Here is a 23,581-nt window from a genome sequence, read left to right on the forward strand (position 1 = left end):
GTTGTGATGAGTCTATCAAAAATAAAAACAAATTAAACGACGAATGTCAGTGTACAGGTGTTGACTGAATTTAAAAAATGATTATAGTGTACATATGTTCACTAAAAGAACGTTTGTTCACTCAATAAATAGCAAGCACAAAGAGGAACGTCACATGAGTAGCTATATGCAGTATCAGCCAGAATGGGTTCGTGAGGATTTTGTCGATTTTATCGCTGAAAAAATCAATCCTGTTTGGGCTTGGAAAAAGGTAAAAGCCACGATTATTAAAACTCGTGCATTAAGCCCTGATTTTTATCAAATTCAATTACGTCCAAATCGTAATTTTAAGCATCAGCAGTTTAAAGCGGGACAATCTGTTCTTGTAACTGTTGAAATTGCGGGTGTACGTCAACAACGCAGTTACTCTGTGGTTAAATTTTTGAATAATGGCGATATGATCATTGCTGTAAAACAGCAAGGTAAAGTCTCCAATGCACTGAGCCAAATGGCTTTTGGTAGCATTGTTGAGTTGTCACAAGCTCAAGGTGATTTTGTTTTAGCTCAAGATGCATCGCCATTGTTATTGATTGCGTCAGGCAGTGGAATTACCGCAATCCATTCTTTGTTGCTTGAAGCACTTAAAGATTCAAATCGTCCAATTGATTTAATTTATTTTAGTCGTGATGAGGCTTTTCATACAGATCTAGAACAGCTTTATCAGCAACATGCGTTGTTGAATTATCACTATATTCACACAGCTCAGCAAAAGCAGCATTTAACCATCGAGTTATTGGAAAGTTTGGTTCCTGATTTCAAGCAGCGTCAAAGCTATGCGTGTGGTGCAAGTGCAATGATGCAAAGCATCAATCAAATTTTTCAAGATTTGAATATCACAGATCGTTTGAAACAAGAATATTTCCAGATTGCGGTAGATGAAAGTTTAGAAGCACAACCGATTGTTTTTTTACGCTCACAACAAGAGTTTGCTGCGAAATCAAATCTACTTGAAAGTGCTGAACAAGCAGGGTTAAAACCAACCCATGGTTGTCGTATGGGGGTTTGTAATACCTGTACCAAAGTGAGTGGTTCGACCAAAAATATGCTGACAGGTGAAATTGACCATGCTTCAAATACACAGATCAAATTGTGTATCAGCCAAGCGATAAGCCCTGTGGTCATTAATCTTTAAATTAAAGCAATCATTTAAATAAATTTAAACAACTTCACGGTCTGTTGAACCTAGGCGTAGGAAGTTGTACCCAAAATTCAGCTAAGGCTTCTAAAAATGAAGTACTGAGGAGCAAGACAATGAATATGTCAGTTACTTTTCCAAACAGTAAATCGAAACATTTAAATCCAGAACAAACCGCAGAGTTTGGTCGCCGTGTTGATGAAATCCGTCGTGAAATCATGGACAGTTTAGGTGAACAAGATGCCAAGTATATTTATAAAATCCGAAATTTTGTCCGTTATAGTGAAATTGCTTCACGTGGTATGTTGATGTTTGGCGGATGGATTCCACCTGTTTGGGTGGTGGGTACGGGATTGCTGGGAATTTCCAAAATCGTAGAAAATATGGAGTTGGGTCATAATGTTATGCATGGTCAATTCGATTGGTTAAATGACCCGAGTTTGAATGGTGCAAACTACGACTGGGATACCATGGCAACAGGTGATGATTGGAAATACACACATAATTATGTGCATCACACCTATACTAATATTGTGGGTAAAGATCATGATGTGGGTTATGGTTTACTCCGTGTTAGTGAATCACAAAAATGGGAACCGCGCTTTTTGTTTAATATCCCTTTAGCGATTCAATTGATGGTATTTTTTGAATGGTATGTTGGCTTACAAAATCTACATTTGGAAGATGCGCTGATCTATAAAACAAAAACTTGGAAACAGGTCTGGGCAGATGCGGCAAAATTTCGTAAAAAAGCCCGCCGTCAAATTCTAAAAGATTATGTGTTTTTTCCTGTGATTGCAGGCCCCAATGCTTTGCCAGTGTTAGCTGGGAATGCCATTGCCAATGTGATCCGCAGTTTGTGGTCTTCAGCGGTAATCTTTAATGGTCATTTCACTGAAGATGCAGAGACTTTTGAAGCAGATAATGTGGAAAATGAAACCCGTGCTGAATGGTATTTACGTCAGATTCGTGGTTCTAGTAATTTTACTGGAACAGACTGGTTGCATATTTTGAGTGGGAATTTAAGTCATCAGATTGAACATCATTTGTTCCCTGATATGCCTGCCAATCGTTATTCAGAAGCTGCCCCAAAAATTAGAGCTTTGTGTGCAGAATATGGCATCAACTATAATGAAGCAGATTTCCTGAAACAGTTTGGCAGTGTATGGGTACGTTTAGCCAAATGCTCTTTGCCAAATAGTTTAACAACCACCATTACTCAGTCTTTACAAAAGTTGAAGGGTATTTTTGCTTAAACAAAGTTTTTGCGATGTGTAAGCATTGGTGTTGCTGAGGTACTTATTTTGCTTCATTCAACTTGTGCAATAGCTGTTTAAAATAGATCATCAATTGTTGTTAGAAGAACCTTATTGAGTTAGATAAGGTTCTTCTATTGCTTTTAAAGTGATGTTTAAATTCAGTGATTTTTAATTTTTTGTATAAGCTGTGCTATGTTGATTTTAGAATCTTTTGAAAGTACTTAATCAATATATGTACTTCATTTCAGCCATCCCTTTAAGCGAACATCCGATTAGCGGATGCGTTCATGATGCAAATGGTCACTCAAAATCATTTCCTATTCTTGCAATTGACAATATTCCGCTAAATATATGGATACACGGAAATACTAATATCATTGAACGTGCAGATAATTTAGTCCCAGCACAAGGATGGCTATATGATTATGAAGATAATAAAGCCTTAAGTAATGCTTGGAAGCTTCTTAAACCTGAATTTTCTGAATATGGTGCTGTCTCAACGGTTGTTCCTCTTTTAGTTTGTCCCGATGATTTAGATCTTGGATGTAGTGTCATCATGGTAGAGCAAGTCGTTACTCAAACTGAAGTCAAGTGGATTCGGTTTGGACTAGCATGGGGATATATACATGATGTTATAACATCTGTTATTTGGGAAAACCCTTGTTCCGTCCCCACTCTGACATTCAGTTTTACTGAGTTTGAACAAGTGTATAATCACCTAAAAGACTTAGATAAAACTTGGAATCAAGATAGTCTTTAATATATGCATTTATACAGCCTTTAAGTATCAACAAGTTGTTGTCGCTTACGCTGATAAGCATCATTTAAATTTTTGGCTAAATTTCGAAAATTTTAAAACGTGGTTTGTATATCTATCTTTTTGTATAGACGTTTATTTAAGTCACCACATATAGATTTAGCGAGCAATTTCAAAAACCACCATCTTGTAACAAAACCATCTCTCTTGGATCTGTTATAATAAGTCGCAATATTTTTTGAATCCCATAAGGACAAGCTATGCGTATCGACCAACGTGCATTAGATCAATTACGTGAAGTTAAAATTACCCGTAACTACACCCGTTATGCGGAAGGTTCAGTATTGGTTGAATTTGGTCATACAAAAGTGCTGTGTACTGCGAGTATTGACAATTCAGTGCCACGTTTCTTAAAGGGTCAGGGCCAAGGTTGGGTGACTGCGGAATACGGTATGTTGCCACGTTCTACCCATACACGTAGCGACCGTGAAGCTGCTCGCGGTAAGCAATCTGGTCGTACTCAAGAAATTCAACGTTTGATTGGTCGTAGCTTACGTGCAATGGTGGATTTGAAAAAATTGGGTGAAAACACCATTACCATCGACTGCGATGTGATTCAGGCAGATGGTGGTACACGTACTGCTGCAATTACGGGTGCTGCGGTTGCATTAATTGATGCTATGAATGTACTTCTTGAGAAAAAGAAAATTAAGCATGATCCATTAAAAGGGCTTGTTGCTGCGATTTCTGTCGGCATGTATCAAGATGAAGTATTGCTTGATCTTTGCTATGAAGAAGATTCTAACTGTCAAACAGACTTGAATGTGGTGATGACTCAAGCAGGTGAGTTTATTGAAATTCAAGGGACTGCAGAAGAAAAACCATTTACACGCGCTCAGTCCAATGCAATGCTTGAAATGGCTGAAAAAGGTATTCAGGAATTGGTAAAAAAACAACAAGAAGCGCTTGGTTGGTAATTCTAAAATATTGATATATTTTTATAAACAAAACGCATCTTCGGATGCGTTTTTTATTGCATAAAATTGTTTTAACCTAAGTTGCTTATTTTTAAATTAAAACAAATATTTGATATTCATCATTTTTTAAAAAATATTCATCAAACTGCCATAAAAACTTCACTCTAGCGTCATAGCAGTTGTATTGACTATCCCTACCTTTATTTCATGGATAGGACAATGCGAAATTTTTTGCTGATTTTAGTGACCAGTCTGAGTGTCTTACTCAGTGCTTGTAATGATGATAATGAAAGCTCAACGACGAATCCACAGCCACCCGCTGCTTGTAAAGTACATTGCGCACCATAATAAAAAATAAGGAAATAGAGATGAACCGTCGTGATTTTTTAGTCAATTCTACAAAAACAATATTTGGTACAGCCGCTTTAGCCAGCTTTCCAGCCAGCATCCAAAAAGCTTTAGCCATTGACGCCAAAGTCGAAACAGGCACGATTAAAGATGTAAAACATGTCATCATTTTGACGCAAGAAAATCGCTCGTTTGATAATTATTTTGGAACGTTAAAGGGTGTTCGTGGGTTTGGTGATCGTTTTACGATTCCGCTATCCGACAACCGTAAGATTTGGGAACAATACGATAAAGATAAGAATAAAATCTTTCCCTATCATTTAGACAGCACGCGTGGCAATGCACAACGTGTTAGCGGTACGCCACACTCATGGACAGATGGGCAATTTGCTTGGAACCATGGGCGTATGGGCAATTGGGTACAGTATAAACAACCCCAATCTATGGGATATTACAAACAAAAAGAAGTTGAATTTCAGTTCTCACTTGCCAACGCCTTTACCCTGTGTGATGCATATCATTGTGCAATGCATACAGGAACCAATTCGAATCGTATGTTCTTATGGGCAGGTTCAAACGGTCCGAAAGCTGCGGGTGTTGCCAGTGTCGTAAATGACTTGGACAGTATTGGTGCATCAAGCACAGGCTATGATTGGACAACCTATCCTGAGCGCCTACAACAAGCGGGTGTGACGTGGAAAGTTTATCAAAATATGCCAGATAACTTTACCGACAATCCTTTGGCTGGCTTTAAACAATATCGCCGTGCCAATGAGTTGTCTGGTAAACCTGTAAACAATGACAGCACGTGTCCTGCTTATGATCCAGCCATTGATGCAACACAACCGTTGTATAAAGGGATTGCCAATACGATGCCTGATGGTGGATTTCTTGCTTCATTTAAAGATGATATTGCCAAAGGTCAATTACCTCAAGTCAGTTGGATGGTTGCACCTGCGGCCTATAGTGAGCATCCAGGACCATCAAGCCCTGTACAAGGTGCTTGGTATATTCAGGAAGTTTTAAACGCTTTAACGGAAAACCCTGCAATTTGGAGCCAAACGGTTTTATTGGTCAACTTTGATGAAAATAATGGCTTTTTTGACCACGTTCCATCACCAAGTGCACCTTCAAAAGACGCTTCAGGTGTGATGCAAGGTAAAACCACTTTGAGTGATGAACAAATCTCATATGAATACGCTACGCATCCTAAAGCTTCAGCAGGACAACCTAACTTTACTGATCCTAAAGTCAGTAATGGTGTGGGAGTCTATGGTCCAGGAATACGCGTACCTATGTATGTGATTTCTCCCTGGAGCCGTGGTGGTTGGGTAAATTCACAGGTTTTTGATCATTCGTCTGTTATTCGTTTCTTAGAGCAACGTTTTGGCGTGCAAGAACCGAATATTAGTCCATATCGCCGTGCTGTATGTGGTGATTTAACAACAGCTTTTGACTTTAAAAATCCAAATACCACAGCTATTTCGGACTTGATGGGTAAAAAAACCAAGAATGATGCAGATGCGATTCGTAATGCGCAAGCGCTATTGCCGCCGGTTTCCCGTCCTTTAAGTCAGGTCTATCCTGTTCAAGAGTTAGGAACACGATTGTCTCGGGCATTGCCTTATATTTTACATAGTAGTGCGAAAGTTGATGTGGCAACAAAAACGGTGAAGTTAATGTTCTCCAATACAGGAACACACGCTGCAGTTTTCCATGTTTATGACAAATTGAATTTAGATGCGATTCCTCGTCGTTATATGGTTGAAGCAGGTAAGCAATTGGACGATGTATGGAAAGCTTCAAATGGACTATATGATTTATGGGTGTTGGGTCCAAATGGCTTCCATCGTGGCTTTGCAGGTGATTTAGCCAAGTCTGCACAAATAGAGGCATTGCCAGAAGTGCGTGTATGTGTTGAAGAATGTGATCCTAAACTCTATTTAAAAGTTCGTAATGACGCTACGAAAACAGCAAAATTGACAGTGAAAGCCAATGCTTATCTACCCAATAAGACATGGAATATCGAAACGGCTTCTACAGAAAAGGAGTTGAATTGGAATATGTCTGATTTCGGTGGTTGGTATGATTTTACTGTAACAATAGAGGGCGATAGCACCTTTAAACGTCGTTTTGCTGGGCGTATTGAAACGGGTAAAGATTCATTTTCTGACCCTTATATGGGATTTATAGAATCTTAATTTTAAATAGCTGAATTTTTATAATTTAAATAAGGTGCGAATTGCACCTTATTTTTAGTTGATAGAAGGCCACATAATTTGCGCAAACTTACATGATTAAGATTCCAATCATCTATTTACTTCAATAGATACATAAATCAGCTGAAATCCCTTGTTTCGTATACAGACTCTACAAATCTTTTCATCAACCGATATTTAGAATATTTCAAACTTTAGCAAATGGCAGGCTTATGAAAATACTCATTGTTCTATTCGCAGTGATTACCTTTGTATTGATGGCTGGAGATCCACGCCGTGAAGATTTCGAAAGCAAAGAATTTGACGCAAAAAATAATGAACCGCAACAACATGCTGAACAGCAGCATGATCAAGAAGACTCTGGAGAACCTTCTTGATCATTTGGGCAGGACTAGCTTTCAGCTTTAGATTTTAACATCTGATAAGTGAAATTCTTACCATTTAACACATCCATATTCATGTCTTTATACTGTTGTAGAATCTCAGCTTGATTAAATTCACAAGATTTTTGCGTTTGTGTGCCTGTTTGATGAACAGTGCTATAACAAGAACCCACCTTATTCACAAAAGCATAGTAAGGTGAAAGGGGAATATGCGCAGCTTCTAATACTTTGGGTGCTAAGAAATGTGCTGCCACAAAAGGCCCTTTAAATTGCTTTTGATCAATGGGGAAATTTGCCCAAACTGCAAGCGGTGTTTCAAAGAAGCGCACATCTTTTTTCTCAGATTTTTCTTGCTCTGATTTAAAGAAGCCATACTCATCGTAAACGCTTTGTAAGTTGGGTAAATGGTCACCAAAGAAAATCACAATTGTTGGGCGATCAAGCTGTTTGACATGCTCAATCAGGGTTTTAAATTTATCGTCAGCACGTTGCATACCCGTTAAATAAGTATTCAGTGCACGTTTACTGTTCTCACTCACACCATCTTTGGTGATTTTAAAATGATCTTTACCAAAGCGATCATCACTGTACATTGGATGATTTTCAACACTGATCGCATAGATAAATTGCGGTTTATCCGTATTTTTAAGCTGATTTTCAATACTGTTATAAATTAAATCATCAGTAGCCCAACCCGCAGCATTAATATATTTAGCACGGTCAGCCATGTTGATCATATTTTCAATTGAAGTAAAACGGTTAAAACCTAGATTTTGATAAACTGCGCTACGGTTATAAAAATATTTGCCGTTGTTATGCATTGCAGTTGTTTCATAACCCAATGTATTTAAATACATCGGTAATGAATAAGTTGGACGTTTTAATTTTGAGACATAAGCCAGTTCATTATGATTTAAATAGGTATTTAGACTGGTTAACACTTCAAACTCAACGTTAGCAGTTCCTCCACCAAAACTTGGAGACAATAAGCTAGAAATCTGATTTTTACTAATCGTTGGGGTGATGTTAGGTGGAATGCTTTTGTCTAATTTTCTGGCATCCCAATGCGACTCGCTCATCACAAAAACGATATTTGGCAATTGTTTTTGTTGTGACGGATCATCTGATGCTAGATTCGATGTAGATTCTTCATCATGTTCAACCGCCATCGGTTGATAAAAAGCGGCAACTTTTTCTTCAGGGATGACTTGTGTTTGGAAAATTTTATTGTTTAAGCCATCAACCGTTTTGGAAAAGAAGAAGGTCGAAAAACCTAAATATTTAATGGTTAAATGATCACCAATCCAATCGCCACGGGTATTGGGTAGATATTTTGCATATTGGCAAATTGAGTTTTTTGCTGCATTGGCACAAGCTTCACTAAAATTATTTTTAAAATTTGCAGTGATAAAGAAGCCAAGGATAGCAAAAGATAAAATACTGTTTGTCAGGAGGAGTGGCTTCGTCCCTAATTTCTCTTTTTTATACAGAAATACAAATAGTCCAATAAACACTGCAATTGCTACAAAGACCGCAATTTTGAGCATGACTGGAGAGGCGATAAAGGTTTCTTTAAATAATAAAAAATCACTCGGAACCAAGCTTGCAGAAAGATATTGCTCTTTCTTAATATTGATAAAGCTCAGTAAAAAAATAATAAATTGACTGAGTAAAATGGTCGCAAAGGTTTTTCTTAAAATTAAATAAAATAAACTAATAAAGGCGTAGTTTAAGAGAATTGAAAAGCCATATTTATACAGACGTGGTTTTAGATAGATGTCACGTAATTGAAAGAAACGCGTGATATCTTCTTGATATAAGAAAAAAGCAAATACAGATAAAAAAGCGACAAGTAAAAACAAAACTTGTTGTTTCAAAGTCTTCATTGGCCTAATTACAGGAATGTATTGGAAGCCAAAGATTATAGGCTTATTCAGACGGCTTTTCTATGTAAAAACTGCTTGTTTTGTAAGCAAAATTAAAACTAATCAATAAAAAATAGCAAACTAAAGCATCAACGTTGCCCAAAGAATGTAGATATCCTTTGGGCAATTTTTTTACGGGCTTACACGTTGTATCGCTTCATCATAAGTCGCGCTTGGTTTGTATTGATTGGCCAATTGGTAATGTTGCTTAGCTTGGGCATAATCTTGATTATTTTCATAGATTTTACCCATATTATAGTGAGAGTAAGCTTTGGTATTGTTATTGGTCGCCAAAGCAATGGCTTTTTGATTTGCCCATAAAGCTTCTGAGGAACGATTGAGCTTTTGATAAGCAACGGCAAGATTACTATAGGTCTGGCCAATATTTGGATTGTAGTCGATAGACTGTTGATAGAGCATTGCAGCTTGTTCAATCTGGTTGTTTTGATAGGCTTTATCCGCACTTAAATTTAGTGTCTTGGCTCGTTTTTGCGCATCTGCTGAGACAGGAACGATATTTACCCGAGTGGTTTGATTTTGATAATTTGATACTGTTGAACCCACTTGGCTTGCGTTAACCGTGGTTCCTGAAATACGATTGATGTCTTGAATTTCACCTTCAGGGCTAATGCGAAATACAGTCCATAAATTACCCGTTTGACCAGTTGGAATATAATAAGAACGAATCAGTGATTCCCCTGCATAGACCATGACTTTGGCTTGGCTATTGGATAAATTGGTCGTAGTTGGTTGAGTCCGATCAGAAAAGTCATGTACTGAATACACATAATATTGACCTTCTAAACGTTTATCAATCGTGACGGTTTCAGGGCCATAAGAGTCGGTGTCATCCACATCCAGATTTGCAGCCAAACCTTGTTTACTGTCCCAATATACATGCTGATTTTTATAACTTAAGTGTGAATCGAGATCTAAAGGGTTTTGCCCCCAATTCAGTACAATTCGCATACTGTTGAGATCTTTGAGTACAGGACTTAAGGCGTAGGTCATGCCATCACATGGACATTTTGCAACCAGTGTTGAATAACCTGATTTTTTGATAATCAGTAAATTATCTGAACTGTCTATAGTATTACTATTGACTGAGGCTCGGCCGCTTGTATTGGTAGAACTTGAGGCAGAGCGCTCACCATTTTTTTGCAAAATTACTTCAGCATTGGCAATATTTTGATCTTTGACTGTTGCACTTAACACATGCACATTGACTGTGTCTGCATGGCTCAGGATCGGAATAGATAATGCGAATAGTGATGAATATAAAATATGTTTTTTCATTGTTTATCTCTTTTGTTGGTGCACGTAATTTGATTGTTATTTAGAAGATCTTTTGCATAAAATTAGCTGATTATTTATTGACTCATCGTTATATTTTGTAATAAAAAAGCAGTATATAGATACTGCTTTATGACCGAATATGATTGAGTGATTAGTCATTAAAACGCATAGATAAATCAATCGCTTTAACATCTTTAGTCAATACACCCATCGAAATATAGTCAACACCTGTTTGTGCAACTTGACTTAAATTCTCAAGAGTTATATTTCCAGAAGCTTCTAATTTACAACGCCCTGCAACATGTTTAACCGCATCAATCATTTGTTGTTGGCTAAAATTATCTAGCATGACGATATCTGCTTTGGCTTCAAGCGCTTGATTCAGTTCATCCCATGTTTCAACTTCAACTTCGACAGGCTTACCTGGTGCGATTTGATGCGCTTTGGCAATTGCCTGAGCAATACCACCAGCAGCCATGATGTGATTTTCTTTAATTAAAAACGCATCGAATAAACCTAGGCGATGGTTTTGCCCGCCACCTACAGCAACTGCATACTTTTGTGCAATCCGTAAACCCGGCAAAGTTTTGCGTGTATCTAATAATTTGGTTGCTGTACCTTCTAGATATTTTACGTATTCAGCCGTTTTGGTTGCGACTGCAGACAGGGTTTGCACAAAGTTTAATGCAGGACGCTCAACAGTCAGCAAGCTACGCGCAGAACCTGCCAATTTATAAATGGTTTCATTGGCTTTAACCCAGTCACCATCATTTTTAAGCCAAGTAATCTGTACGCTTGGATCATACGCTCTGATCAGTGCATCGACCCAAGGTTGTCCCGCCAAGACCATATCTTCACGCGAAATGATCGTGGCCGTCGCTTGCTCATCTTCTGGTGTGAGTAGGGCAGTAATATCAGCATCGCCAATATCTTCTTGGAGTGCTTGTTGAATATTAATTTGAATAGATTGTTCAAGCAAAGATTCAGGTATGCTCATGGATATCCCTATTTTAGTCACCCTTAAAAACTGAGCGATATATTAGCACTGTCATTGCAAGTTTGAAGAAGTTTTTATTTTATACAGATAAGGATCTGTTAACATTTCATAAATAGTTTGCGTTGTCGGTCCAAATTAAGCACGAGACGTATACATCGTAAAACATGAATGAGAATAGTGAGACTATTTTTAAGTTTCATAATACAGACTGAAATAATTTTAGTCATAATCTGAACAAGAACAAAGTATTACTTTATTCGCAGTGAAAGTCGAAGCTGAGGACTAGAGTATTTTTTGGTACTACATCGTTACGAACTACTCATTTAGAATGACTAAATTTCGTATCTCGTGCCTTGTATCACCTAAAAAATACTCGTCGTCGCAAACATAGACGAATTGTCAACAGCCCCGAGAGTACACTAAAATATTGAGAATCAGCTTTATTGAAAATAGAAAAATTCTGTAGGAATAAGATATGCAATCTGCACCACAGTTTCAGGTCGTAAATGGTCAATTGATTGGCGCAAGACAAGTCCCATCACCCAACTATAATCAACGTCCTGAAAATACAGAGATTCAGCTGATTGTGATTCACAATATTAGTTTGCCACCATCACAATTTGGTGGTGGTTATATTGAACAGTTTTTTCAAAATCAACTGGATTGGTCAGTCCATCCTTATTTTCAAACCATTGAGGGTATGCAGGTTTCTGCACATTTATTGATTTTAAGAACTGGTGAAATTATCCAGTTTGTTAATTTTAATGATCGGGCTTGGCATGCTGGACGTTCAGCTTATCTGGGTAAAGTTGAGTGTAATGACTATTCAATTGGGATTGAACTTGAAGGAAGTGATGATAGCGATTTTGAAGCGATCCAATATCAACAACTGGTTGATGTGGTTGCCATTTTGCAACACGCTTATCCAAAAACTGATCATCATTTAACAGGACATTCTGATATTGCATCAGGACGAAAAACTGATCCTGGACCACATTTTCAATGGCAGCAGTTTAGAGAAAGTTTGAATCAGAAAAAATTAAAAGTAGAACAAGCGAAGTAAATAAGTGTCTGTTTATGATTTAACAACGCAATTTTAAGAATATTTAATTACAATAGCGACTTTATTTTAACTAGGTGAATACGATGGCGCTGTGGCGATCCACCTTTATTGTCAGTGCAATGACCATGTTGTCACGAGTCTTGGGCTTAGTCAGAGATATGGTTTTGCTCAATGTGTTTGGGGCAGGTAAGGATTTTGACACCTTTGTGGTTGCTTTTCGTATTCCCAATTTTTTCAGGCGTTTATTTGCAGAAGGGGCTTTTTCGCAAGCCTTTATTCCCGTACTCACCGAATATAAAACTACAAAACTGCATGCGGAAGTACAGATTCTCATTAGTCGTGTGTTTGGCTGCCTGTTAATGGTGATGTCACTGTTAACCTTGATCAGTATGATCATTGCGCCTGTGATCTTGTATGTCTATGCACCTGGTTTTCATAATGATCCTGCAAAATTTGATCTGGCTGTAGATATGTTTCGTTTAACGATTCCCTATCTGATGTTTATGTCATTGACTGCATTTGCTAGCAGTATTTTGAATAGTTATGGATCTTTTGCTTCGCCAGCGTTTTCGCCTGTATTACTCAACGTGGCAATGATTGCTGGTGCTTGGTGGTTAGCCCCGCATATGGCTCAACCGATCATGGCTTTAGGATGGGCTGTGGTTGCAGCAGGGGTTTTACAACTTGCCATTCAAATACCTGAATTATGGAATAAAAAATTACTGATTCCACCTAAAGTTGATTTTAAACATGAGGGTGTCGATCGAATTCTAAAACTGATGTTGCCTGCTTTATTTGGTGTATCAGTCACTCAGATTAACTTATTACTAAATACAATTTGGGCCTCATTCATGCAAGATGGTTCGGTGTCATGGTTATATAGTGCTGAACGTATGACCGAGTTGCCACTTGGATTGATTGGTGTTGCAATCGGTACAGTGATTCTTCCGTCTCTTTCCGTGAGTAAAGCAGAGCAAGATCAGGCCAAGTTCCGTAGAATGCTGGATTGGGCTGCTCGCGTGATTGTCTTGGTGGGGGTGCCAGCCAGTATTGCTTTGTTCATGTTATCTACGCCAATCATTCAAGCACTTTTCCAGCATGGGGCTTTTGATGCACGTGATACGCAAATGACCGCTATGGCACTGCAATGTATGAGTGGTGGTGTACTGGCATTTATGTTGATTAAAGTTTTTGCACCAGGCTTTTATGCCATTCAGGACACCAAAACCCCTGTACGTGTCGGCTTAATGGCGGTTGCAGCCAATGCGATTTTAAATATTATCTTTATTGGTATTTTTAAATTGATTGATTGGCAAGCTGAGCATATGGCCTTAGCCATTGCTTCTTCAGGCTCAGCTTTGGTCAATGCAGGGATGTTATATTTTTATTTACATAAGAAAAATATTTTCCGTTTTGGTGCGCATTGGAAAAAATTATTCGTTCAATTTGCCATAGCCAATATCGTAATGATTGGCGCACTATGGTTTGCTTTAACTTGGTATGATGGCACAGCGTCGCAATGGCTTCGAATTCTTGAAGTTGTCGGATTATGTTTGGTCGGTATTGTGGCTTATGGTATTGCACTGCTTGCTGCAGGATTTAGACCAAGACATTTAAAACACTAAATTAAGACCAATCAACAGAATATAAATGAAACCGCTTTTACTTTGAGCATCATTTAATCATAAGTGATGTATCTAACGCATGGTGACAAGGATATCGCCATAGCGTTTGGGGAATTTAAATTCTAAATATAAGATACGGTACTGTAAGCTTTATAGATGTATGAATTTACTTCTATGAAATGCGATAAGATTTTTTATTAGAGCATAAAAAAACATCGCAATTGAGCGATGTTTTTTATTTTAAAAGCTATTTCACATTTAACTTAAGGTAAAACTTTTAATAGTTCTACATCAAAGATTAATGTGCTGTTTGGGCCAATCGCATCACCCGCACCAATCTCACCATAGGCAAGTTTCGCTGGAATAAAGAAACGATATTTCGCGCCTTCTTTCATCAGTTGCAAACCTTCAGTCCAACCTTGAATCACTTGGCTAACTTGAAATTCTACCGCTTCATTCCGTGCAAAAGAACTGTCAAATACGGTGCCATCAAGTAAACGACCTTCATAGTTTACAGAAACTTTAGATTTTGCAGAGGGTGATTTTCCAGTACCTTGTTGTAAAACACTATACTGCAAACCACTTGGGCGAGTAATTACACCAGTTTTTTTCGCATTTTCTACAAGAAAAGCTTCACCTTGTTTGGCATTTACATCTGCAGCTTGTTTAAACTCTAGCATTTGTTTTGCTTCAGTTTGCTGTTTATATTGTGCAAGTGCTTTTGCCATTTCTTCATCAGTTAAGCTTGCTTTCTGACCTGTAGAGCCTTCTTTGATCCCTTGGATAAAGGCATTTAAATTAATTTGTTTTAAGGTATCGGCATTGGTACGTCCCATGACATAACCATAGCTATAACCCAGTTGATCTTGTTGGGAGCTTTTATTGTTAATCGGTGCTGAGAAAGCTGCACTACTCAGCATACTAAGACTAAGCACAATAAGTGTTTTTTTCATAATTAAAATCCAAAAAAGGAGAGTAAATCTCTCCTTTTCGTAAATGTTATTTAACTTTAACAAGTTCAACATCAAAAATTAAAGTGCTGTTTGGAGGAATCGTGCCAGGAACACCTTGTTCACCATAAGCCAATTTTGCAGGGATATATAAGGTTGCTTTACCGCCTTCCTTCATGAGTTGTAAACCTTCAGTCCAACCTGGAATTACTTGGTTCAAAGGAAACTCAACTGGTTGACCACGATCATATGAACTGTCGAATACTTTGCCATCTAACAACTGACCTTTGTAATGTACCGTGACTTGTGAAGTAGCAGCAGGCTGTTTACCTGTACCTTCTTTGGTGATTTTATATTGCAATCCTGAAGCCGTTGTTTTAACACCTTCTTTTTTCGCATTTTCAGCTAAGAATGAGTCATTTGATGAGGCTGTTTCTTTGCTTTGCTGTAATTGCTTTTGTTGCATTTCTTTTTGGAAGTCAACATATGCAGTTTGTAATTCTTCATCTGTATAGGCACGTTGTTTTTTAGCATGACCGTCACGAATACCGCTGATAAATGTATTCACATCGACTTCAGGTGGCGTTTGGCTCGCAACTTCATAACCAAGTGCATAACTAATTTTTTCTACAGGTTTAGCATTTTTTGACATTGAGTGACTGTTTACATCAGCAGGATGTTGAGATGCATAATAAACAGGTACAAGTGCAGCACCACCTAAGATTACAGCAATTGCGATGGGTAAGGCTTTACTCATAAAAATATCCAAATTTTAATCTTTTAAGAGGCTAATTTGATCATTAGCATAATCTGCTCAAGCATATAACTTCTTCATCATAAACGATATAGTTATCTGATGGCGACAACTAAAAATATACAGTTATATTGATCAAAAAATTGGCACAAAAAAGCCAGATTGAATCTGGCTTTTTCGCTACTTATTGAATATCAATCAACTTTGGATGCGGTGTAGGCATAAGCATAATTATAGCCATAATTACCCCCAGCAGTTGCTTGAACATCATTGAGAATAACCCCATTCACTTTGCTTCCCGCTTGTTCAAAGCGATTGATGGTTAATTCCAGTTCTTTCATCTGCGTTTTTGCATAACGGGCAACAACAAGGTTTACACCAGCAAATTGAGAAATGATGATGCCATCTGTTACTGCTAACACAGGTGGTGTATCAATAATAATATGATCATATTGCTGAGAAAGCTGTTCTAATAATTCGCTAAAGCGATCGGAACTGAGCATTTCAGAAGCATGACTATGATTTTTACCACGTGGCAGAAAATCTAAATGATTTACGGTATCTGAATGTACAATACATTGTTCAAGCGTGTTGTGGCCTGCTAAATATTCAGTTAAACCAGGTGAAGTGTCATGACTAAAATATTTATGTAAATAGCCTCGACGTATATCGGCATCAATCAATAAGACCTTCTTATTTCCTTGTGCAAAAATTGCGGCAAGGTTGGTCGAAATAAATGATTTACCAATTTCTGGAGCGGGTCCTGAAATCGCAATAATATTATTTTTTGCTTTATTTAAAGCAAAGTGAATTGTGGTACGAATGCTACGTAAACTTTCAATGGCAATATCTTCACTATTCTTAGCAGCAAGAATCGGAATCGATTTTTTCTTTTTCAACAACTGAACACGGCTTTCTTGAATTGGAGAGCGAGGCACAGTGGCATACACAGGGAGATCAAGTTCATTTTCAATTCGGCTAGAATCTTTAATTCCTGATGAAAGCATATTTCGAAGTAGAGCAATCATTACTCCAATAAAGCCACCAACAAAAATAGAAAGAATAAGTACAATTAATTTTTGTGGCTTAATGGGTTTAACAGGTTCTACAGCTGTATCAATGATACGTACATTACCAATTTCACCCGCTTTAACAATTTTTAATTGTTGATAGCTGTTTAATAATGAAGTGTAAAGTTCTGTATTGACTTTAACATCACGATAGAGTTGTAAATATAAACGTTGCGTTTCAGGCAAACGCTTAATCGCCTGATTAAGTTCAGTTGATTTCTTATCAATTGCAGTGAGTTGAGCGTTGATCTCTGTCATTAATGGATGATCAGGGGTATATTTAGCAGAATATTCTGCTTGTTTTTGCTTTAACTCAATCCGCATTTTCTCCAATTCAACATTTTGCTTTAACATCAGCTCTGCTTCTTGAGTGACATCTACAGTATTGTATTGTTCGCGGAATTTATTAAATTTAATCTCAGACTCTTCAAGCTGCTGTTTAAGCTCTGGAAGTTGCTGGTCGAGAAAGCTTAATGTCTGTTTAGACTCTAAGGTTTTTCGTTCAATGTTCTGTCCATGATAAACACTCAAAATATTATTGAGAACTTGAGTAATATGCTGTTGATCATTTCCGATATAACTAAGACCAATAACCCCCGTCATTTTGCCTTTTTCAGCAACTGAATAATTTTCTTGCATCAGTTTAACCGCTGAAGGAAGTGCAAATTTAGTAATAGTAAAGTCTTGTTGAAAAGGGTTTAAGCTATCAATTTGAACTGACCATAATCCTTTATTATCTTGAGCTTGATTAAGTTGATTTAAATTACCTTTAAATACAATTTGGTCTTTATAGCTTAGATTAAACTTCTTTTTATCTATAAATTTTAAAGTAAGTTTTTTATCATAATAATATTCTGGGATATCTAACTTTAATATGGAAAAACTAGACCGATTTTTTTGAAAATCAACTGCTTTGGTGCTATAACTGAGATGAGATTTCTCTTTGGAAACTAATTTATGCAAAAAAGTATCGGCATTGTCATCTATTTGGATATCTAAATTCAAATTCTGAATTACTTTCCCAAGAACAAGTCGTGAATTTAATATTTCTATTTCAGCATCGGCAGGAGACTTTTGCCCCAAGCCACCAGCAACATCTTTGAGTTCACCCATAAGGGCAGCAGAAGCAGCACTTTTACCATCTTCTACCTGAACCATTGCATCAGTAGAATAAACAGGTGATGTTACACGTAAATAAAGTAGAGCACAGATTAAAGTTAAAATGACACAAAGTGCAATCACTTTCCATTGAGCGATTAAAGAGAAAAACAACTCTTTTAAGTCAATCGTATCATCATTAGTTTTTGAATTTTGATTCATAGGTAAACAACTAATTAAAATTTATAGATGTGATTGCCAATCATTGGCATAAGCTTGGATATTTTTACATGTTTCATCAAAAAAAGCTTGATCATGTTGATAAGGGTCAGGCACATTTTGACCTTGCCAATGCCCTAAACGAAACACTTTCCCCTTAGCAAAAGGCCATTTTTGTTCAATATGTTGTGATTGATTTTTACTCATCACCAGAACGAGATCTGCTTTTTTGACCAAATCTGCACTAATTTGTCGTGCAACATGGGAACGCATATCAATGTTTAGACTATCCATACAGGCAATGGCTTTATCATCTGCAGAATAGCCGACCATGGCCGAAAGCCCAGCTGATTCTATATGTAAATCAGGATGGCTTTTTTTTAAAAAAAATTCTGCCATTGGACTACGACAAATATTGCCAACACAGACGACTAATATGTTTTGAATCTGCATCTTATTTACCCAATTGATCAAAGCTATATAAGGCACTTGAGAATGGAATTACTTGATTCATAATACGTTGCCAGCGGGTTAGGCCCGTTGCATCAATATAGACAATATCATTTTTTTGCATGGCAAATTGATTGGCTAAGGCTAAATTACCTAGACTACTTAAATTAAGATGATAAATTGTTGACTGTTTAGTGTTAAGGTCAGTACGCATTACATAAATACGTGCAGCACTTGCTGAAGTAGGGTTAATTCCTTCGCTTTCACCAAGTACATCACTTAATGTCATCCCTTGATCTCGTAATGTGAGGGCTTGACTACGACTCGATTCGCCCATGACATAAAGTTTTTGATCTAGTTTAGTATTTACGAAAATCGTGTCATTCGGTTGGATCAATAGTTGATGTAAAGACAATCCTTGTTTTTCGAGCTGAATGGTATTTAGGTTATAAGTCTGTCCATTTCTGATTAATTGAATATTGGTGGTATCACCAGTTTTAGTGTCTACTCCACCTGCCTGACCCAATGCAGTATAGATACTGATTGGTTGATCATTTAAAGTATATTGCCCACTGCGCATGACTTGGCCGTTGACAAAGTAACGACGCCCTTCATAAGAAAGCACACGAACCACAACATCTGGGTGTTTTAGGTATTTTGCAAATTGCTGATGTAAAAAGCGATTAGTCTCCGCTAAAGTTTTCCCTGCAATACGCACTGAGCCTACTAAAGGTAATTGGACATTGCCATTTGGATCAATGGGGTACCCCACAGCTTTAATATTGGTTGCATCTTGGATTGGTGGGGTAATTTCAGGGTACGCCCAAAGCTGAATTGAAAGAACGTCACCAGCGCTTAAACGATAAATATTTTGTGAGCTATTGAATAACCATACAAGATTATTTGAACTTAATTGGCTAGTTGTATTTAGATTTGGAATATTATTTTGATTAAGTTGTACAACGGAAAGTTCGGCACCTTGATCAGTTTTATATTGACCTTGTTCTGGCAGATCATAGGTTTGAAGTCCTGAAGTGATCGCACAACCAGAAAACGAAATCGAAATCGCTAAAATTGTAAACAATGATGTGTACGGATACTTCACATTCAAAACCCTTATTTTATATTGCAGTTGTTGCTTAGAATCTCATCTTGAAAGCGAATTGTAAGCTAAAAAAGGCAGGTTGGGTATCTTATTATTGGGGAGTAATTGTATTAAAACCGAAATTTTTATACATGCATAGTATTTTTGTTAATAGGTTTTGAAAAAAGATTGAAATGTCTACACAATTTTACAAAGATATTAAATTTTCATAGTGTAAATGGATTTATAATATGGATGTCTTAAAATTAGTGTGATTCAATAATTTATTGAATTTAATATAATTTTTTAAATATTTTTTCTGTTGCTGTGCTGTGGTAGTCCAAACATTCCGTAAGATGTAGCTTGAATAATTTCGTTAACTTATCGATGTAATCTATTTTCAACGTATCAAATACCTGTAATAATTCACTGTGAAAATATGAGAAGTTGTGTATGTCGATAAGTTTTAGGTAATCGGTTTACAGATTTTTAAATGTAAAATTTTGAAAAGGTTTTGATGAGAAAGTGGCTCATCAAGAGTAAGCTGTATGAGTTTAAGAAAATTTTTAAAAAATAAGTCTGTATTTCTAAAAAACTTCATTTCTCTTGCAACTGTGCAAGGATTGAATTATTTATTGCCTTTATTGACTTTACCTTATCTAGTACGAGTGATTGGCATTGAGAAGTTTGGAGTGCTTTCATTAGCAACCGCTGTTATGGCATTTTTCATTGTAATAACAGACTATGGCTTTAATTATACAGCGACTAGAGAAATATCATTAAATAAATCAAATAATAAAGAATTGATAAAAATATTTAATAGCGTGATGATTATTAAGGTTATTTTAACAATATTATCATTAGGTATTTTGGCAATTTTGATTTGTTTTGTTCAAAAATTTAATCAATATGCTTTGATATATTGGCTTACGTTTGGATCAGTGATAGGGCAAGTACTATTTCCTGTATGGTTTTATCAGGGTGTAGAAAAAATGCAATTTATTACTGTAATAAACGTAATATCAAAAGTTTTATCTACACTCAGTATTTTTATATTTATCAAAAGTCCTGAAGATTACTTTTTAGTTCCTGTGCTAGTTTCATTAGGGTCTATTATAGGTGGAATCTATAGTTTACACTTAATTAGAAAAGACTTTGGTATCTATTTTAAGTTACAAACGCGTCAAGAGTTATTTAAACATGTGAAAGGTGGTTCAAATTTGTTTTTAACAACTATGTTAAGTACAGTTTTAACTTCATCTGGACTATTAATATTAGGTTTTTACGCTTCCAATACAGTGGTAGGGTTATATGCTGCAATAGAAAAACTGTTTAAAGCAATTGTTGGTTTGTTCGCACCTATTACTCAAGCATTGTATCCAATAAGCTGTAAACAATTCCAAAAGGACAGCTGTCATCAGAAGCAATATTTAATGAAACTGATTATTGTAATGATTTTAATTGCTTTGATTATTTCAAGCAGTGTTGCGTTGTTTGCTCCTGTTATTATTACGATCTTTTATGGCGAAAAAATGGTTGTTTATTCTTATGTTTTACAAATAATGATGATTTGGTTGTTTTTTAGTGTAATGAACAATGTGTTTGGTATTCAATATCTTTCAGCAAAAAAACTAGATAAATTTTATATGTTAGCTTTTATTATTAGTGGATCAATTACAATACTAATGAATCTCTTACTTATTCCGAATATGTTGATAGATGGTATACTTTACTCGATGATAATTGGTGAAATTATTTTAACAGTTACAATGATTGTATTGATTAAGGGTAAGCAGTTATGAAAAAAGTATTGTTAGTATTTGGGACAAGACCTGAAGCTATTAAAATGGCACCACTTGTAAAAGCATTATGTAATTATCCTGAAGAGTTTATAACAAAAGTATGTGTGACAGCTCAACATAGGGAGATGCTAGATCAAGTCCTTAATATTTTTGAAATAAAACCTGATTATGATTTGAATATTATGAAAACAGGACAAGATTTGTTCGATATTACTGCAAATGTTCTGTTAGGGTTGAAAGAAGTATTGGAGGATTTTGAACCAGAAATAATTTTGGTTCATGGAGATACTACAACGAGCTTTTCCGCTAGTTTAGCTGCGTTTTATGCCAAAATTAAGGTAGGGCATGTAGAGGCAGGTTTACGAACTTATGATATATCTTCTCCATGGCCAGAAGAAGCAAACCGTCAATTAACTGGAATTTTGACAGATATACACTTTGCCCCTACTGAAATAAGTAGAATAAATTTATTGAGTGAAAAAAAGAATGAAGAAAAAATTTTTGTTACAGGCAATACGGTTATAGATGCGTTATTATATACAGTGGATAAAATTGAAAATAATCAAAATTTATTAGCTAAAATTAATAGAAGTATAACAAGTAAGTATACCAATCTAAATAATAAAAAATTTATTTTAGTTACTGGTCATCGTCGAGAGAATTTTGGTGATGGTTTCTTAAATATTTGTGAAGCGTTGAAAGAGATAGCTTTAAAAAACCCGACACTTGATATTGTGTATCCTGTTCATTTTAATCCTAATGTACGTCAGATTGTAAATAGTATGTTAAAGGAGGTTCAAAATATTTATTTGATAGAACCATTACAGTATGAAGAGTTTGTTTACATGATGAATAAGTCATTTTTTATTATTACCGATAGTGGTGGTGTGCAAGAAGAGGCCCCTTCATTAGGTAAACCAGTATTAGTGATGCGTAATACAACTGAACGCCCTGAAGCTGTTCAAGCTGGAACTGTTAAGCTAGTCGGGGCTGTTAAAGAAAATATAATAAAGGAATCACAGTTGTTAATAGACAGTGAGAGAGAGTTCAAGAGGATGAGTGCTGCTCATAATCCTTACGGTGATGGAACTGCAAGTGAGAAAATTATTGAGATTTTAAGAAATGTATAAAATAGTTTTTCTAAAGAATGAGCGCAATGATGCTACAGATTACTATGTACAACTTATAAAGAAATCATTGCAAGAAAATGGTGAAACGGTTTTAGTTGTTGATGATTTAAAAAAAATTGAAAAAGGTGATAAGGTTTTAACAATATCACTAAAAGCTTTTTTTTATACATGGTTGCGAAACCCAAAACAATTTATTTTTCATTGGTTTCAGGGGGTTACGCCAGAAGAAGCAAAAATGCTTTTTTCTAATAAACGCTTTCAAGGAAATATAAGATGGCTATATCTATCACTTTTCGAACGCTTTGTATTATTTTTTTCCAAGTTTAATTTTTTTGTTTCAGATGCAATGCTGGATCATTATAAGCGAAAATATAATTATAGAAAAAATAATTTTATGATCATGCCTTGTTATAATCAGAAATTAAATATTAATGCATTTCACGATGGGAAGTATAAAGATCCAACTTTTGTTTATGCCGGCTCCTTATCTGATTGGCAATGTATTAATGAAACATTACAAGTTTTTAAAGGAATTCAATATAAAATACCTGCCGCAAGAATGTTTTTATTTACAGCCGAAAAGGAGAAAGCATTTTTTTTAATTGAAAAAAATCAGGTTGAAAACATTGTAGTAGATTATGTTGAGTATTCACAGTTGAATGATAAATTGAAGGATATAAAGTATGGTTTTTTGATAAGAGAAAATATTCTTATCAATAATGTTTCAACTCCAACTAAAATGAATGGATATTTGGCTAATGGAGTTATTCCAATTTATTCTGATTTCATTAGTGATTTTAAATTGAATTTGAAAGGTGAATTTTTAATAAATTCAAAAAAACATTTGGATATGATTGATAAAGTGATAAATTTTGAAGCGAATAAAATTTGCTCTGATGATGTTAGGTCGGAATATGAACAACTTTTTAAAAGATATTATTCTGACGAGAATTATTTAAAAGAAATATCAAAGAATTTTAAAAAATTTAAAGTGATATAAT

General features: G+C 36.0%; 20 protein-coding genes. 12 read left to right on the forward strand and 8 right to left on the reverse strand.

All coding sequences use genetic code 11. The features are described 5' to 3' along the window. The first annotated feature begins 154 nt into the window (after positions 1-154). The 7 genes from ACG916_RS16030 (at position 155) to ACG916_RS16060 (ending at position 7,111) form a co-directional block, all read left to right on the forward strand. The gene (locus tag ACG916_RS16030; RefSeq protein ID WP_419330525.1) at positions 155-1,171 is read left to right on the forward strand and encodes a ferredoxin reductase; all 1,017 of its coding nucleotides are present in this window, start codon (positions 155-157) and stop codon (positions 1,169-1,171) included. Positions 1,172-1,290: 119 nt separating this feature from the next. Further along, complete coding sequence (locus ACG916_RS16035) at positions 1,291-2,430, forward strand: fatty acid desaturase family protein (RefSeq protein ID WP_419286699.1); 1,140 nt, start codon at positions 1,291-1,293, stop codon at positions 2,428-2,430. 235 nt (positions 2,431-2,665) lie between these two features. Beyond that, positions 2,666-3,193: a hypothetical protein gene (locus tag ACG916_RS16040; protein ID WP_419330577.1), complete on the forward strand. Its 528-nt coding sequence runs from the start codon at positions 2,666-2,668 to the stop codon at positions 3,191-3,193. Positions 3,194-3,450: 257 nt separating this feature from the next. Further along, on the forward strand, positions 3,451-4,167 hold the full coding sequence (rph, locus tag ACG916_RS16045; protein ID WP_004723527.1) for a ribonuclease PH: 717 nt from the start codon (positions 3,451-3,453) through the stop codon (positions 4,165-4,167). A gap of 219 nt (positions 4,168-4,386) precedes the next feature. Continuing rightward, positions 4,387-4,515 carry a hypothetical protein gene (locus ACG916_RS16050; protein ID WP_262087376.1) on the forward strand — a complete coding sequence of 43 codons (129 nt, stop codon included), beginning with the start codon at positions 4,387-4,389 and terminating at the stop codon, positions 4,513-4,515. Positions 4,516-4,535: 20 nt separating this feature from the next. After that, positions 4,536-6,716: a phosphocholine-specific phospholipase C gene (locus tag ACG916_RS16055; RefSeq protein ID WP_419330527.1), complete on the forward strand. Its 2,181-nt coding sequence runs from the start codon at positions 4,536-4,538 to the stop codon at positions 6,714-6,716. Positions 6,717-6,946: 230 nt separating this feature from the next. Continuing rightward, positions 6,947-7,111, forward strand: coding sequence for an ABZJ_00068 family colistin stress protein (locus tag ACG916_RS16060; protein WP_004723523.1), 165 nt, complete (start codon positions 6,947-6,949; stop codon positions 7,109-7,111). A gap of 14 nt (positions 7,112-7,125) precedes the next feature. Here ACG916_RS16060 and ACG916_RS16065 read toward each other — a convergent pair whose 3' ends face one another. The 3 genes from ACG916_RS16065 to nadC all read right to left on the reverse strand — a co-directional run bounded on the left by ACG916_RS16065 (position 7,126) and on the right by nadC (position 11,335). Continuing rightward, entirely contained in the window at positions 7,126-9,003 is a 1,878-nt protein-coding gene (locus ACG916_RS16065; RefSeq protein WP_419330529.1) for an LTA synthase family protein, read from the reverse strand. 171 nt (positions 9,004-9,174) lie between these two features. After that, complete coding sequence (locus ACG916_RS16070; protein ID WP_419330531.1) at positions 9,175-10,338, reverse strand: DUF2135 domain-containing protein; 1,164 nt, start codon at positions 10,336-10,338, stop codon at positions 9,175-9,177. Between the two features lie 151 nt (positions 10,339-10,489). Further along, a complete protein-coding gene (gene nadC / locus ACG916_RS16075; RefSeq protein WP_419330533.1) occupies positions 10,490-11,335 on the reverse strand; it encodes a carboxylating nicotinate-nucleotide diphosphorylase in 846 nt (281 codons plus the stop codon). A 475-nt stretch (positions 11,336-11,810) separates the two neighbouring features. Here nadC and ampD point away from each other — a divergent pair, with 475 nt between their 5' ends. Together ampD and murJ are read left to right on the forward strand one after the other, a co-directional pair. Continuing rightward, positions 11,811-12,398 carry a 1,6-anhydro-N-acetylmuramyl-L-alanine amidase AmpD gene (gene ampD / locus ACG916_RS16080; RefSeq protein WP_419330535.1) on the forward strand — a complete coding sequence of 196 codons (588 nt, stop codon included), beginning with the start codon at positions 11,811-11,813 and terminating at the stop codon, positions 12,396-12,398. Positions 12,399-12,472: 74 nt separating this feature from the next. After that, a complete protein-coding gene (gene murJ / locus ACG916_RS16085) occupies positions 12,473-14,023 on the forward strand; it encodes a murein biosynthesis integral membrane protein MurJ (RefSeq protein ID WP_234624143.1) in 1,551 nt (516 codons plus the stop codon). 263 nt (positions 14,024-14,286) lie between these two features. Here murJ and bamJ (ACG916_RS16090) read toward each other — a convergent pair whose 3' ends face one another. The 5 genes from bamJ (ACG916_RS16090) to ACG916_RS16110 all read right to left on the reverse strand — a co-directional run bounded on the left by bamJ (ACG916_RS16090) (position 14,287) and on the right by ACG916_RS16110 (position 19,669). Then, positions 14,287-14,976 carry a BamJ family beta-barrel-assembly machinery protein gene (bamJ, locus tag ACG916_RS16090; protein WP_034614777.1) on the reverse strand — a complete coding sequence of 230 codons (690 nt, stop codon included), beginning with the start codon at positions 14,974-14,976 and terminating at the stop codon, positions 14,287-14,289. Positions 14,977-15,022: 46 nt separating this feature from the next. Continuing rightward, complete coding sequence (gene bamJ, locus ACG916_RS16095) at positions 15,023-15,730, reverse strand: BamJ family beta-barrel-assembly machinery protein (protein ID WP_419330537.1); 708 nt, start codon at positions 15,728-15,730, stop codon at positions 15,023-15,025. 191 nt (positions 15,731-15,921) lie between these two features. Further along, the gene (locus ACG916_RS16100) at positions 15,922-18,117 is read right to left on the reverse strand and encodes a polysaccharide biosynthesis tyrosine autokinase (RefSeq protein ID WP_314338653.1); all 2,196 of its coding nucleotides are present in this window, start codon (positions 18,115-18,117) and stop codon (positions 15,922-15,924) included. A 21-nt stretch (positions 18,118-18,138) separates the two neighbouring features. Further along, entirely contained in the window at positions 18,139-18,567 is a 429-nt protein-coding gene (locus ACG916_RS16105) for a low molecular weight protein-tyrosine-phosphatase (RefSeq protein WP_314338655.1), read from the reverse strand. Position 18,568: 1 nt separating this feature from the next. Then, complete coding sequence (locus tag ACG916_RS16110; RefSeq protein ID WP_419330539.1) at positions 18,569-19,669, reverse strand: polysaccharide biosynthesis/export family protein; 1,101 nt, start codon at positions 19,667-19,669, stop codon at positions 18,569-18,571. A 527-nt stretch (positions 19,670-20,196) separates the two neighbouring features. Between ACG916_RS16110 and ACG916_RS16115 the strand changes: the two genes are divergently transcribed. The 3 genes from ACG916_RS16115 to ACG916_RS16125 are packed head-to-tail and all read left to right on the forward strand — an operon-like array spanning position 20,197 to position 23,580. Continuing rightward, on the forward strand, positions 20,197-21,450 hold the full coding sequence (locus ACG916_RS16115) for a flippase (RefSeq protein WP_419330541.1): 1,254 nt from the start codon (positions 20,197-20,199) through the stop codon (positions 21,448-21,450). Then, the gene (gene wecB, locus ACG916_RS16120; RefSeq protein WP_419330543.1) at positions 21,447-22,580 is read left to right on the forward strand and encodes a non-hydrolyzing UDP-N-acetylglucosamine 2-epimerase; all 1,134 of its coding nucleotides are present in this window, start codon (positions 21,447-21,449) and stop codon (positions 22,578-22,580) included. The genes ACG916_RS16115 and wecB overlap by 4 nt, the downstream gene beginning before the upstream one ends. Continuing rightward, the gene (locus tag ACG916_RS16125) at positions 22,573-23,580 is read left to right on the forward strand and encodes a glycosyltransferase family protein (RefSeq protein WP_419330544.1); all 1,008 of its coding nucleotides are present in this window, start codon (positions 22,573-22,575) and stop codon (positions 23,578-23,580) included. The genes wecB and ACG916_RS16125 overlap by 8 nt, the downstream gene beginning before the upstream one ends. Position 23,581 lies beyond the last annotated feature (1 nt).

The sequence above is a fragment of the Acinetobacter legionensis genome, from assembly GCF_048552295.1.
Lineage (GTDB): Bacteria > Pseudomonadota > Gammaproteobacteria > Pseudomonadales > Moraxellaceae > Acinetobacter.